General features: G+C 46.2%; 11 protein-coding genes. 9 read left to right on the top strand and 2 right to left on the bottom strand.

Going from position 1 to position 13,605, the window contains the following annotated elements; all coding sequences use genetic code 11:
* Nucleotides 1–89 precede the first annotated feature (89 nt).
* The 9 genes from R7P80_RS09555 (at nt 90) to R7P80_RS09515 (ending at nt 10,832) form a co-directional block, all read left to right on the top strand.
* On the top strand, nt 90–1,727 hold the full coding sequence (locus tag R7P80_RS09555; protein WP_064354685.1) for an electron transfer flavoprotein-ubiquinone oxidoreductase: 1,638 nt from the start codon (nt 90–92) through the stop codon (nt 1,725–1,727).
* Between the two features lie 243 nt (nt 1,728–1,970).
* On the top strand, nt 1,971–2,771 hold the full coding sequence (locus tag R7P80_RS09550) for an ABC transporter ATP-binding protein (protein ID WP_005373297.1): 801 nt from the start codon (nt 1,971–1,973) through the stop codon (nt 2,769–2,771).
* Nucleotides 2,771–4,723 (top strand): long-chain fatty acid--CoA ligase, encoded by a 1,953-nt coding sequence (locus R7P80_RS09545; protein ID WP_005373296.1) that lies wholly within the window; start codon nt 2,771–2,773, stop codon nt 4,721–4,723. The genes R7P80_RS09550 and R7P80_RS09545 overlap by 1 nt, the downstream gene beginning before the upstream one ends.
* Nucleotides 4,723–5,616, top strand: coding sequence for a branched-chain amino acid ABC transporter permease (locus R7P80_RS09540; protein WP_005373295.1), 894 nt, complete (start codon nt 4,723–4,725; stop codon nt 5,614–5,616). The genes R7P80_RS09545 and R7P80_RS09540 overlap by 1 nt, the downstream gene beginning before the upstream one ends.
* A gap of 11 nt (nt 5,617–5,627) precedes the next feature.
* The gene (locus R7P80_RS09535) at nt 5,628–6,695 is read left to right on the top strand and encodes a branched-chain amino acid ABC transporter permease (RefSeq protein WP_005382737.1); all 1,068 of its coding nucleotides are present in this window, start codon (nt 5,628–5,630) and stop codon (nt 6,693–6,695) included.
* A 45-nt stretch (nt 6,696–6,740) separates the two neighbouring features.
* The gene (locus R7P80_RS09530) at nt 6,741–7,985 is read left to right on the top strand and encodes an ABC transporter substrate-binding protein (RefSeq protein WP_005373285.1); all 1,245 of its coding nucleotides are present in this window, start codon (nt 6,741–6,743) and stop codon (nt 7,983–7,985) included.
* Between the two features lie 80 nt (nt 7,986–8,065).
* On the top strand, nt 8,066–8,887 hold the full coding sequence (locus tag R7P80_RS09525; protein WP_017633695.1) for an ABC transporter ATP-binding protein: 822 nt from the start codon (nt 8,066–8,068) through the stop codon (nt 8,885–8,887).
* A 9-nt stretch (nt 8,888–8,896) separates the two neighbouring features.
* Nucleotides 8,897–10,099, top strand: coding sequence for a phenylacetate--CoA ligase family protein (locus R7P80_RS09520; protein ID WP_206957766.1), 1,203 nt, complete (start codon nt 8,897–8,899; stop codon nt 10,097–10,099).
* Nucleotides 10,100–10,235: 136 nt separating this feature from the next.
* Nucleotides 10,236–10,832 (top strand): methyltransferase domain-containing protein, encoded by a 597-nt coding sequence (locus tag R7P80_RS09515; RefSeq protein ID WP_054574666.1) that lies wholly within the window; start codon nt 10,236–10,238, stop codon nt 10,830–10,832.
* Between the two features lie 288 nt (nt 10,833–11,120).
* Here the strand turns inward: R7P80_RS09515 and R7P80_RS09510 are convergent, their stop codons facing one another.
* Nucleotides 11,121–11,879, bottom strand: coding sequence for an SDR family NAD(P)-dependent oxidoreductase (locus R7P80_RS09510; protein ID WP_005373277.1), 759 nt, complete (start codon nt 11,877–11,879; stop codon nt 11,121–11,123).
* Nucleotides 11,876–13,579: an acetolactate synthase AlsS gene (alsS, locus tag R7P80_RS09505; protein WP_005373275.1), complete on the bottom strand. Its 1,704-nt coding sequence runs from the start codon at nt 13,577–13,579 to the stop codon at nt 11,876–11,878. Before alsS ends, R7P80_RS09510 begins: the two co-directional genes overlap by 4 nt.
* Nucleotides 13,580–13,605 lie beyond the last annotated feature (26 nt).

Raw genomic sequence — 13,605 nt, 5'->3', positions numbered from 1 at the left:
TGATGTTAATTTACCTTTACGTTTGCGTCAACTTTAAATATATTGTTGATTAACAAGTTGGCAACATGCAAAGAAAAAGGAATGCAATCATGGAAAGAGACTGCATGGAATTTGATGTTCTGATTGTAGGCGCAGGTCCCGCAGGCTTGTCTGCGGCATGCCGAATCAAACAATTAGCAGCAGAAAAAAAACAAGAGCTCTCTGTTTGCGTGGTAGAAAAAGGTTCTGAAGTTGGAGCGCATATTTTATCGGGTGCGGTGTTTGAAACGCGGAGTTTGGATGAGCTTTTTCCCGACTGGGAAGAGAAAGGCGCTCCGCTCAATACCAAAGTAAACCAAGATAAAACCTACTATCTAGGCAATGACATCAATGGTCATGAACTGCCTTCTTGGGCGGTGCCTAATACGTTACATAACAAAGGTAATTACATCATAAGTTTGGGCAGTCTATGCCGATGGATGGCGTTGCAGGCTGAGAACTTGGGGGTGGAGGTCTACCCAGGTTTTACCGCCAGTCAAGCGATCATCGATGAAGATAGTCGTGTTTGTGGCGTGATCACGGGCGATATGGGATTAGATAAAAATGGTGAACAAAAAGGAAATTTCGAACCTGGTATTGAACTACGAGCGAAGTTTACTTTATTTGCTGAAGGCGCACGGGGGCATATTGGTAAGCAGTTGATTAACCGATTTAATCTTGCTGAAGAGAAAACGCCTCAACACTACGCTATCGGTTTTAAAGAGCTGTGGGAAATCCCATCAGAGCAGCATCAGCAAGGTTTAGTAGTGCACGGATTAGGTTGGCCGTTATCAAATGAAGCTACAGGTGGCAGTTATCTCTACCATTTAGAGGGAAACCAAGTTGCCGTCGGGTTGATTGTTGACTTGAATTATAAGAATCCGCACTTGAGTCCATTTGATGAGTTCCAACGTTTTAAACACCACCCGTTGATTGAGCAATACCTCAAAAATGGGAAGCGTATTAGCTATGGCGCGAGAGCGATCACCAAGGGCGGCTTTCATTCGCTTCCCACGCAGCAGTTTGCTGGTGGCTTGTTAATTGGCTGTGATGCAGGAACACTTAACGGCGCTAAAATCAAAGGCACACACACCGCAATGAAATCTGGCATGCTTGCCGCTGAAGCAGTATGTGAAGCCCTTGAGAGTCAGTCAGTTACTGCTGATTATCAAAAGCATTTCAAACAGTCTTGGCTGTATGAAGAGCTTTATCAAGCACGTAACTTCTCAAGTGGTATTCACCGCTTTGGATCGTGGCTGGGCGGTGGTTTAGCGCTGCTGGAACATAACGTATTAAAAGGCAAAGCTAAGTGGCATATCCGCTGTGATAAGCCTGATCATCAGTCTCTGTTATTGGCGGAAAACAGCAATGAAATTGTCTATCCGAAGCCTGATGGCGTGTTAAGTTTCGATCGCCTCTCTTCTGTTTATCTATCCAATATCTTCCATGAGGAAGATCAACCATGCCACTTACGACTGGAGAACCAGCGGATTCCTATTGAGCAGAACCTTGAATTATATGCAGAGCCAGCACAGCGCTATTGTCCGGCTGGCGTGTATGAAATCGTACAGGGGGAGCAGCAGCCAGAGCTGCAAATAAATGCGGCCAACTGTATCCACTGTAAGACCTGCGACATCAAAGATCCAAGTCAAAATATTACCTGGACTCCACCAGAAGGTGGTGGTGGTCCGAACTATCCAAATATGTAAGCGTTTGAGAATAATTTTTATTAACAATTTATTTACTTAAAGTTTGCGTTAGTTCAAATCTTTCTCGATGAACTCGATTGCAACTTAATCTTTCAGGCACTATTCTGATTTTAAATTGACGTTTACGTAAACTGAATACAAAGTTGATGCATAGGTGTAAAAGCGGTTACCAGTATCAAAGTTAGGTTTGATCAAAATAGTGCTCAATGGAACGCACTTAAAATAACGAAAGGGAGATCAACTATGGTATCGGAATCGCCTCTGTTGCAGGTAAACGATATTTCATTGGCTTTTGGTGGGGTGAAAGCTTTAACTGACGTGAGCTTCCATGTGAATGAAAAGGAAATTTTTTCAATCATTGGTCCAAACGGTGCAGGTAAAACCTCAATGCTCAATTGCATCTCTGGTCGATACACACCAAACAAAGGCTCTGTAATCTTCGCTGGAGATGACGTAACTAAACGTACACCAAGCCAACGAGCTGAGTTAGGGCTGGGAAGAACCTTCCAAAACTTAGCGCTCTTTTCTCATATGTCGGTACTGGACAACATCATGGTTGGCCGACACCACCTACTGAAAAATAACTTCGTCACGGGGCCACTCTATTGGTTCTCCAATGCGCAGAAAGAAGAGATGGCGCACCGCAAATATGTGGAAGACGTGATCGATTTTCTAGAAATCCAGCACATCCGAAAAGCGACTGCAGGCACCCTATCTTACGGCTTACGTAAGCGTGTAGAGCTTGCTCGTGCCATTGCCTTAAAACCTAAGTTACTGCTGCTTGATGAACCAATGGCAGGTATGAACTTGGAAGAAAAGGAAGACATGGCACGTTACATCATGGATCTGAATGAAGAATTAGATATCACGATCATCATGATTGAGCACGACATGGGCGTGGTCATGGACATCTCTAATCGCGTTTTGGTTTTGGATTTCGGGAAACACATTGCTACGGGTGAGCCTGAAGAAGTGATGGCCAACCCACATGTGAAGCAAGCGTACTTAGGCGAAGAGCTACCGACATTAGAGGAGAGTGCATAATGGCACAGCAACATAATGATTGGGCAGATATAACCCGCTTAGATACCTTTCCAAAAGTGTTGCAACACAATGCCAAGAACTGGCCCGAACAAGTCGCAATGCGTGAAAAGGAGTTTGGTATATGGCGAGAGTTCACTTGGAAGGATTATGAAAACCGCGTCAAGTGGATGGCACTGGCACTACGAGATTTGGGTATTGGTGAGCAAGATGTCGTTGGTTTGCTAGGTGATAACCGCCCTGAATGGGTATGGGGCGAGTTAGCGGCACATGCGATCAAAGGTTTCTCGCTGGGCATCTATCAAGATTCTATGCACGAAGAGGTGGCGTACCTTATCAACTATGCAAAAGCAAAAGTCGTGATTGCCGAAGATGAAGAGCAATGCGACAAGCTGCTTGAGCTTGGTGATGAAATTCCTAGCGTTGAATACATTATTTACTGCGATCCTCGTGGAATGCGTAAATACGATGATCCAAGATTAATTGATGTTGAACAGGTCTACAAAAAAGGTCAGCTGATTGATAAAGCGGACCCAGACAAATATCTCAATATGGTTGTTGAAACCAAAGGCAGCGATCTTTCAATTCTTTGTACTACGTCGGGTACGACTTCTAAACCAAAATTGGCTCAGCTACACAGTGGCACGTTCTTGGATCACTGTGCGGCTTACTTGCGTGCAGACCCTCGTTCCCCAGGCGACAACTACGTTTCTGTTCTGCCTTTGCCTTGGATTATGGAGCAGGTTTACGTGGTTGGTCAGGCGTTGATTTCTCGTCAAATCGTTAACTTTGTGGAAGAACAAGAAACCATGATGTCCGACTTGCGTGAAATCGGTCCAAACTTTGTGCTGTTAGCGCCACGTGTGTGGGAAAACATTGTGGCAGACGTGTCTGCACGAATGATGGATTCGACACCGTTTAAGCAAAAGATGTACAAACTGGGCATGAGCTTAGCCAACAAAGCGCTGGAGCAGGGTAAACGCTCTAAGTTGGCTGAATGGATTCTTCTGCGTGCTCTGCGTGACCGTTTAGGGTTTTCGAACCTGACATCTGCGGCAACCGGCGGTGCGGCGATGGGACCGGATACTTTCCGTTACCTACAAGCTATTGGTGTGCCACTTAAGCAGCTTTATGGTCAGACCGAAATGTGTGGCGCATACACCGTGCACCAAGCGGATGATGTGGATTACGATTCCGTTGGTGTTGCGTTTGATAATGCAGAAGTGAAAGTCATCAACCCGGACAGCAATGGCGTTGGTGAAATCATCGCGAAAAGTACAGGCATGTTTACTGGCTACTTAAACAACCAAGCAGCATATGATGAAGATGTTCAAGATGGTTGGATGCACACAGGCGATGCGGGCTATTTTAAAGATTCCGGTCACTTGGTGGTGATTGATCGTCTGAAAGATATGTCGGAAACCAGCCATGGCGACCGTTATTCGCCACAGTTTATCGAAAACAAACTCAAGTTCTCGCCGTTTATTGCAGAAGCCGTGGTGGTAGGTAAAGGTCGACCTTGGCTGTCTGCCATCATCTGTATTCGCTATGCGATCGTCGCGAAGTGGGCAGAGCAACGCGGCTTGGCATTTACCAACTACACCAACTTATCTGCTCAACCAGAAGTGTACCAAGCGATTCGTGAAGAAGTTCAAAAAGTGAACGAATCCCTACCGGATGCACAGAAGATCAGCAAATTCATTCTACTTTACAAAGAGCTGGATGCCGACGATGGCGAGTTAACTCGTACGCGTAAAGTGCGTCGTGGTGTGGTTGCAGAGAAATACGGAGACATCATCGAAACCATCTACAGCGACGATCCAAAAGTCGATGTCGATACAGTGATCACTTATCAAGATGGCACTAAAACACGCATTCAAACGTCGCTAGTTATTGAAACGCTTATTGAGCATGAGCCAACACTAGTGGATAGCGAACAACGGAGGATCGCATAGTGAATACGGATTTATTACTGCAACTCGTCATTAATGGCGTGATCGTTGGCATGTTGTATGGCGTTGTCGCCATGTGCTTTGTATTGATCTACAAATCGACCCAGGTGGTCAACTTTGCTCAGGGGGAGTTCTTGTTGATTGGCGCATGGGTATGTTGGGCGGCATTGGTACACCTACAGTTACCGTTTTTTATCGGCTTTTTACTCACGCTCGCGTTCATGATGATTTTTGGTATCGCCGTGCAAACCATTGTGCTCAGACCGTTGATTGGTGAACCGATTATCTCTGTGATCATGGTGACCATTGGTCTATCGATGTTTTTCCAAGCGCTGATGAAGTGGATATTCGGCGTCTCGGCTGTGTCGTACCCGCAAGTGTTCGAAACCAACGTTGTGAATATCGGAGGTTTGAATGTTGAGTTTGCTTACATTCTGAGCTTGATCTTCTCAATGCTCATCATGGGCGCGTTCTACTGGTTCTTCAAATTCAGCAAAATGGGTCTGGCAATGCGCGCAACGGCATTCAACCAGCAAGTAGCCCAGAGTCTTGGCATTTCCATCAAGAAAGTGTTCGCCATCAGTTGGGCCATTTCGGCAATGGTATCTGCAACAGCAGGGATTGTTATCGGTATCGTTAACGGCGTATCTGACGCGCTATCCATTATTGGTATCAAAGTTTTCCCAGCCGTTATTTTAGGTGGCTTAGATTCGGTGGTCGGCGCAATTGTCGGTGGTATTACCATCGGGGTGCTAGAAAACTTGGCTGAGTTTTTTGATAGCCAATACCTGCAAGTGGGTAACCTGTACAACATCGCACCATTCTATGTGCTGTTAATCATTCTTGCCTTCAAGCCATATGGCCTGTTTGGTACCAAAGATATTGAGCGTATTTAAGGAGAAATAACATGGCTCAACTTAGCATGCGCCCATGTGGGGATTTTCGAACCACATACAAAAGCGATACGCCAATTTTTGAAACCAAAACCATCAGAAGCCTTGCGATTGCTGGTGTCATCGCCATGCTGGCAGCACCGCTGGTCTTGGATATTTACTTCCTAAACCTGTTTATTCAGATTGCATACCTCGGTATCGCGGCATTGGGCTTAAACATTTTGGTTGGTTTTACCGGACAAATCTCGCTAGGTCACGGTGCGTTCTTTGGCTTTGGCGCCTTTGCATCGGCTTGGCTAAATAACCAGTTTAACATTCCAGTCGTGTTTGCGATTCCGCTCGCGGGTTACTTAACCATGATTGTGGGGATGCTGTTTGGTCTGCCAGCGGCTCGAATTAAAGGTTTATATCTAGCTATCGCAACGTTGGCGGCGCAGTTTATTCTAGAGGACTTCTTTGCTCGCGCAGATTGGTTCAGTGGCGGCTCATACGGTGCAAGCGCGAACCCAATTAATTTGTTTGGCTTTGAGTTTACGACTGACGAAAGCTTCTTCTACATCGCTCTGTTTGCGCTGATCTTCATGTATATGTGGGCATCAAACTTAATCCGTTCTCGTGACGGTCGCGCGTTTGTCTCAGTACGAGATCACTATCTGTCAGCAGAGATCATGGGCATCAACCTAACCAAGTATCGTCTGCTCTCATTTGGAGTGTGTGCATTCTATGCAGGCATCGGGGGCGCACTCTACGGACATTATCTAGGGTTTGTATCAGCAGAAGGCTTCACCATCATGATGTCTATCCAGTTTTTGGCCATGATCATCATTGGTGGCTTAGGCTCAGTCAAAGGTACGCTGATGGGGACGATATTTATCGTACTGCTGCCTGAAGTTTTAGAGTTTGGCGTAACGGGGCTTTCAGCGTTTGGTGATACCACCGCTTTCACTGATGGTCTGGCTTACTTCAAAGAAATGGCGATTGGTTTAGTCATCATGCTGTTCCTCATTTTCGAACCTCAAGGATTATCGCATCGCTGGCAACAGATTCGAGCATATTGGAAACACTATCCGTTCTCATATTAACGTGGAATTAAGTGGAATATACCTCAATAACAAGGACAACGAGTTATGAACAAAGGACATTTAGCGACAACGTTGGTGCTGTCATCTGCACTGTTTACTACCGCAACTTGGGCAAAAGATTCTGTGTTTGTCGGACAATTAGTCGATTTTTCTGGACCAACGGCCTATGTGAGCAAGCCTTATGGTTCTGGCGTGCGAGACGCATTGCGTTGGATTAACCAAAACGGTGGCATTAACGGTACCGAGCTCGAATTTGAAACAGTAGACATGGCGTACAAAGTACCAGTGGCGATTTCTAACTATAAACGTTGGGTGGCGCGTAAAGACATGGTTGCGCTGCAAGGCTGGGGTACGGCGGATACCGAAGCACTTATTTCGTTTGTTACCAAAGACAAAGTGCCGGTGTTCTCTGCTTCTTACTCTGGTCACTTAACTGACCCAACTGGCAAAAACCCAAAAACCGCGAAACCAGCGCCTTATAATTTCTTTTATGGTGCGTCGTACTCAGATGCGTGCCGTGCGCTAGTTAAGTGGGCGAAAGAAGATTGGGAATCTAAGGGCAATCAAGGTGCGCCGAAATTTACGCACATTGGCGATAACCATCCATTCCCGAATGCGCCAAAAGAAGCGTGTGCAGAGTACGCCAAAGAGCTTGGTTTTGATGTGCAAAACCCAGTCGTTGTGTCACTAAAACCAGGGGACTTCAAAGCGCAATGTTTGTCGCTGAAAGAGTCAGGCACCAACTACGGTTACATTGCCAATATCGGTAGCTCGGTTATCTCACTAGTGAAGTCTTGTAACACGGTTGGGACAGAGTTCCAGTACATGGCAAACATTTGGGGCGGCGACAAGCCAGTGCTTGAAGCAGCAGGCGATGGCCTTAAAGATTACGTTTTCCCAGGTATGACGGCGTTTTGGGGAGACGATAACGAAGGCATGAAGCTGGTTCGTGAGATTTCTAAGCAGTCTGAATCAGAGCCGGGCGAATTCAGAACTCACCATTACATTCGCGGTATTTGTTCTGCGTTCTATATGAAAGAAGCGATGGAGTGGGCGAAAGACAACGGTGGTATCACAGGTGAAAACATCAAGAAGGGCATGTATGTCCATGACAACTGGGTACCACAAGGCTTAGAAGGTGTTTGTGTCCCTGCGAACTGGAAACCGGAAGATCACCGAGGCACAACAACCGTGAACGTCTTTATGGGCAACAACGATGGCGGCGCAGTTGATATTAAGAAAGTATCTCAGGTGACATTGTCACGTCGTGACGATTGGCTAGGTTACTAATCTACGACTTATTAATAACAAAGCTTACTGAAAATAAGGATGGGTGAGAGAACACTCTCACCCTAGCAAGGAGTAGCTTGATGGCTGAATTAGCAACGAATATCGAACCGGCAGAAATACTGCTTTCAGTGAACAACATTGAAGTCGTCTACGACGAAGTAATACTAGTACTTCGCGGTGTGAGTTTAGAAGTTCCAAAAGGGCAGATTGTGACCTTACTGGGTGCCAACGGTGCGGGTAAATCCACAACGTTGAAAGCCATTTCTGGTTTATTGAAAACCGAAGATGGTGAAGTGACGCGCGGCGAAATCAACTTCATGGGCGAGCGTATAGACAACAAAAGCCCGGAAGAGATCGTCCGTTCGGGAATCTTCCAAGTTATGGAAGGGCGCCGAATTGTTGAAGATATGACGGTAATAGAAAATCTTCGCTTAGGCGCTTATACGCGCTCTGACAACGAAGTTGAACAAGACATCGAAATGGTGTTTGACTATTTCCCGCGACTCAAAGAGCGCACTGGCCTGGCGGGCTATTTGTCTGGCGGTGAGCAACAAATGTTAGCGATTGGCCGAGCGTTAATGGCTCGACCGAAGATGATTTTGTTGGACGAACCGTCTATGGGGCTTTCTCCACTGCTAGTTAAAGAAGTATTCAGCATTATTAACAAGATCAACAAAGAGCAAGGTATTACCATGCTTTTGGTTGAACAGAATGCCAACTTCGCTCTTCAAGCGGCCGATTACGGTTACATCATGGAATCAGGCAAAATCGTACTGGATGGCAGCAAGCACGAACTGTTAAACAATGAAGACGTAAAAGAATTCTACCTTGGCGGAGGCGATGAAGATCGCAAGAGCTTTAAGAATCTGAAATCTTACAAACGTCGTAAGCGTTGGTTGTAAGGAGCAAGGATGAACGAACTATTTGATGCGAAAGAATCGTTGTCTCCGCAGGCGCGAGAAGAGTCGCTGTTTCAACGTCTGCCAGCGCTGATTGAAAATTCGAAAGCCAATAGCGAACATTACGCAGCGCATTTTTCTGAGTTTGATCCTACATTGGCAAACAATCGTGAAGGGCTTGCTCAGTTCCCGATTACACGTAAGTTCAACGTGCCTAATCAGCAGCAACTTAAACCGCCGTTTGGTGGCTTAAATAGCGTTGCCATTGGTCAAATGGCGCGTGTTTTTCAGTCTCCTGGGCCTTTATATGAGGCTCAAACGGATGAGGTCGATTTCTGGCGTATGGGGCGCGCGTTTCACGCTGCTGGGTTCTGTGCGGGTGATTTAGTGCATAACACGCTCTCTTACCATTTCTCTCCTGGCGGATTTATTATGGATGGTGGCGCAAGGGCTTGTGGCTGTGCGGTATTTCCGGCTGGAGTAGGCAATACCGAAGCGCAAATAGAGGCAGTTAAACAGCTTCAACCTAATGGTTACACTGGTACACCTTCGTATTTGCTGACGTTGCTACAAAAGTACCAAGAGAAATACAATGAGCTGCCTAGCTTTGAGAAAGCTCTGGTCTCTGGTGAAGCGGTTACAGCAGACATGCAACAGATGTTTGAGGAAAAAGGCATTGCAGTCTTTCAAGCCTACGCAAGTGCAGAGCTTGGTTTGATTGCTTATCAAGTGTCTGGTGAACAAGGATTAGTGATTGCCGAAGATATTATTGTTGAAATCGTTGATCCTGATGGTGTTCCTGTACAACCGGGAGAAGTCGGTGAAGTCGTTGTAACGTCGCTTGATGAGAAGTTCCCGCTGATTCGCTACGCAACGGGAGATTTATCGGCATATCTAGAGATTAGTTCTGATTCTTCACGCACGAATGCACGAATTAAGGGCTGGATGGGACGAGCAGACTCTGCGGTGAAAGTAAAAGGGCTGTTTGTTTATCCGCATCAGATCCAAGAAGTCTGTCGTCGCCACGATATTAAAGGCTCCTTGAAAATTGAACGCGATGGCTTCAACGATGCCATTACTTTCTGTTGTCATGATGTGCATGTATCAGCAGAGGACATTCAAGCAACACTCCAGTCTGTCACTAAACTGAAAGGCAATGTCCAGTTTGTACCGAACCAAGCGGAGCAGCCGTTAATCAATGATCTTCGCAGTTAACTCATTGGTGGCATAAGTGCAGTAGAAAGTGGTTGTCATAAAAAACTAACAACGTCAGACAAAAGGCTAGAAAAGGGATACCACATTGCGCTGCGTATCCCTTTATTTTTTACTACCGCAATCAGGGAGCGGGTAAATGAAACAGGCACCAATGATTAACACACAATTCTGGGATGATTTGTTTATCCGAGGCACTATGCCTTGGGATGCCCAATCGACACCTCAAGAACTCAAGGACTATCTCGACAATTCACTTCATGTAGGCCAGTCAGTGTTTATTCCTGGGTGTGGTGCCGCTTATGAACTGAGCACTTTTATTCAATATGGGCATGACGTGATCGCGATGGATTATAGCCAAGAAGCGGTAAAAATGGCGCAATCAACGTTAGGTAACTACAAAGATAAAGTCGTATTGGGTGATGTATTTAATGCCGATTTTTTTCAATCGTTTGATGTCATTTACGAGCGGGCCTTTCTCGCAGCACTACCGAGAGACATGTGGTCAGAATATTTCTCTATGGTGGATAAATTGCTGCCAAGAGACGGTTTGTTAATTGGTTATTTCGTTATAGATGATGATTACCACTCTCGCTTCCCTCCATTTTGTTTGCGAAGTGGGGAGTTGGCAGCTTTTCTAGAGCCCACGTTTGAACTTGTGAAGTCCTCAGTGGTGGCAAACAGTGTTGAGGTTTTTAAAGGCAGAGAGCAATGGATGGTGTGGCAGAAACGTTAGTCGTCACTGAGACTTCTTTAGAAAGTATTCGCGGAAACTGTCTGGTTCTTTGTGAATCGCTGATACATAAGTCTTCACTCTATGCCTGATGGAATGCTCACATAGTTTGTCGGTTTGTGTGAAACATTAATTTCTCGTTGCTGGTTTAAGTTGTTGAGATATCTCTAACAGCGGTTGAGTGGTTGAGTTTATTGCTGGCATGGGTTGTGTGCTCAGAGCGTAAAGCGACAGATCAGCATCGATCCGAAAGGTAGTAGAACGTCTCTTACTGATCTGTCTATTTCATGCTTACACTATTTTAGGCTGACCATCTGATGCGGTGGCACCGCCGTCTACAGGTAGGTTTACGCCATTAATGAAAGATGCGTCATCACTTGCCAAGAAAGTCACGACAGACGCAATTTCTTCAGGTTCGGCTGCTCGGCCAAGCGCAATGCGCTCATTGAATTTATCGCGGATGTCCTGCGGCCAGCCGTTTGTCATGTTGGTTTTTACTAAACTTGGGCATACGGCGTTAATTCTTACCCCATCCGCACCATGGTCCAATGCCATCGCTCGGGTAAGGTTCACCACTGCGCCTTTACTCGCGCAATAGAATGCGGCACCCCAGTCACCACCCAAACCGGAAACGGACGCGGTATTTACCATACAACCTTTCGTTTTTAAGAGTTCAGGCAAAGCAAACTTCGCGCAATAAACAACACCATCAATGTTTACACCAGAGATCTTCTTCCAGTCTTCCACACTACCTTCAATCACGGAACCAGGGACATGTACGCCAGCATTGTTTACTAAAATATCCAGTTTACCGAAACGGGTAACAACATCAGAAATCAGTGCTGCGACTTTGTCTGGATCAGAAACATCAATGGAATGTGCCGACACACGCTGTTTATCAAAGCCCTCAACGGCGTTTGCCAACTGCTCTTCATTCCAATCGGCAAGAGCGACGTTTGCGCCTTCTTCATACAAACGTTTTGCGATGGCCAAACCAATGCCATTGGCAGAGCCAGTCACGAGTGCGACTTTATTTTTTAATCCTCTCATGCGATTTCTCCTTCGAAACTTACAAAAACGGGATCTTGATTTTTCTCTGTGCGCGGCAACATCAGTTTGTCGTTGTCGCTGTAATCTACGGGGATAGCCACCACTGCTGGTCCTTCAACATCCATGGCTTTATTCAATGTCGGTAGTAATTCGTGTTGACTAGTCACTGCGAAGCCTTTCGCGCCAAATGATTCGGCGTACGCCTTGAAATCAATTGGTCCAAATTTCACACCAGAGCAGCGCTGATATTTGTTGATCTCTTGCATTTCTACCATGTTGTAGGCGTTATCAACCCACACAATATGGACGATATTGCAGTTCAGTCTAACCGCGGTTTCTAACTCCATGCTCGATTGCATAAAACCGCCGTCTCCTGATATCGATACCACTTTGCTACCAGGTTTTAGTAGGCTGGCACCAATGGCCCATGGCAGTGCAACGCCCATCGTTTGTTGGCCGTTAGACACCAGCATTTGGCGAGCTCGAAAACAGCTTAAGTAACGAGCGATCCAGATGTGGAAGCTCCCCATATCAAGGCATAGCGTGGTATCTGGTGTGATGATAGATTGCATGGCTTTAATTAGCGCCAGTGGATGAAACCCTTGCTTGTTATAGACATTGGGATAGGTCTTGATCACTTGCCGTTGCAGTGCTACCTCTTCCAGTACTGAAAGTGCCGTTGGGGAAAGGCGAGCATATTCAGAGATATAGCTGCCCATTTTGTCTAATGACTGCGCAATGTTTCCGACGATTTCAACACAAGGTTGATAATTAAGTTGGTATTCTGCTGGTTCAATATCGAGGTGAATCACTGGGTTGCGGTGGCTGTTCCAAAGCTCAGGGTCATACTCTATTGGGCTAAAGCCGATGGTGAGAATTAAATCGGCGTCCCGCAGTAAAACATCGCCAGGTTGGTTATTAAACAAACCGACACGCCCAGCAAAGTGATGATAGTAATTGATGTCTACCGTGCCGGCGGCCTGGTAAGTGCCGACAACGGGTAGCTGCGTATTTTGAAGAAATCGGGCGATAGCAGCAGCGTTTTGACTGCGGCTCGCGTGAAGGCCAAGTAAAACCACACAGCGCTTTGCTTTACTGATTCGACTGACCGCTTCTTCGATTGCTGCGATGTCTGCGCAACCAGGCTGTGTGTAAGGCGAGGGGACAATAATGTCCGTTTGGGTTTGCTCGGATAAAACATCTTGGGGGAGACTCAAAAAGCAAGCCCCAGGACGACCTGACTCTGCGATACGAAACGCGTTCGCCATGATCTCGCTTGCGGCGTCCACATGCTGCACTTCAGCACTGAACTTGGTTATAGAGCGAAAAATACTGACGGTATCCATGCTCTGGTGTGTTTGTTTTTGCTGGTCAGTTCGTTTCACTGCACCACCGATAGCAATCAGCGGATCGCCTTCGGAGTTTGCTGTTGCCACCCCCGTAACTAGATTTCCACAGCCTGGACCTGACGTAACCATGGTGACGCCTGCTTTGCCGGTTAGTCTTCCCATAACGCCCGCCATAAATGCGCCGTTAGCCTCGTGGCGTACCGGAATCATTTGGATGTTAGTGTCTTCAATCGCATCGAACAGTCGATCGATTTTTGCACCGGGAATACCGAATATGTACTTAATGCCGAGAGACTCTAGCTGTTGAGCGATCAACTGAGCTCCATTCTTATTTGAAGATTTGGATTGCATTTGTTGTCCTTATTATTTGCCTGACT

This window comes from Vibrio sp. 2092, from assembly GCF_033339635.1.
Taxonomy (GTDB): domain Bacteria; phylum Pseudomonadota; class Gammaproteobacteria; order Enterobacterales; family Vibrionaceae; genus Vibrio; species Vibrio alginolyticus.
Note: the sequence above shows the minus strand (reverse complement) of the source record. Positions and strands in the feature narration are given on the sequence as shown.

What these genes read in the sequence shown, in the direction of transcription:
- R7P80_RS09525 (WP_017633695.1), top strand. Translation starts at nt 8,066, where the DNA reads ATGGCTGAATTAGCAACGAATATCGAACCGGCAGAAATACTGCTTTCA.
- R7P80_RS09545 (WP_005373296.1), top strand. Translation starts at nt 2,771, where the DNA reads ATGGCACAGCAACATAATGATTGGGCAGATATAACCCGCTTAGATACC.
- R7P80_RS09550 (WP_005373297.1), top strand. Translation starts at nt 1,971, where the DNA reads ATGGTATCGGAATCGCCTCTGTTGCAGGTAAACGATATTTCATTGGCT.
- R7P80_RS09555 (WP_064354685.1), top strand. Translation starts at nt 90, where the DNA reads ATGGAAAGAGACTGCATGGAATTTGATGTTCTGATTGTAGGCGCAGGT.
- alsS (WP_005373275.1), bottom strand. Translation starts at nt 13,579, where the DNA reads ATGCAATCCAAATCTTCAAATAAGAATGGAGCTCAGTTGATCGCTCAA.
- R7P80_RS09535 (WP_005382737.1), top strand. Translation starts at nt 5,628, where the DNA reads ATGGCTCAACTTAGCATGCGCCCATGTGGGGATTTTCGAACCACATAC.
- R7P80_RS09530 (WP_005373285.1), top strand. Translation starts at nt 6,741, where the DNA reads ATGAACAAAGGACATTTAGCGACAACGTTGGTGCTGTCATCTGCACTG.
- R7P80_RS09510 (WP_005373277.1), bottom strand. Translation starts at nt 11,879, where the DNA reads ATGAGAGGATTAAAAAATAAAGTCGCACTCGTGACTGGCTCTGCCAAT.
- R7P80_RS09520 (WP_206957766.1), top strand. Translation starts at nt 8,897, where the DNA reads ATGAACGAACTATTTGATGCGAAAGAATCGTTGTCTCCGCAGGCGCGA.
- R7P80_RS09515 (WP_054574666.1), top strand. Translation starts at nt 10,236, where the DNA reads ATGAAACAGGCACCAATGATTAACACACAATTCTGGGATGATTTGTTT.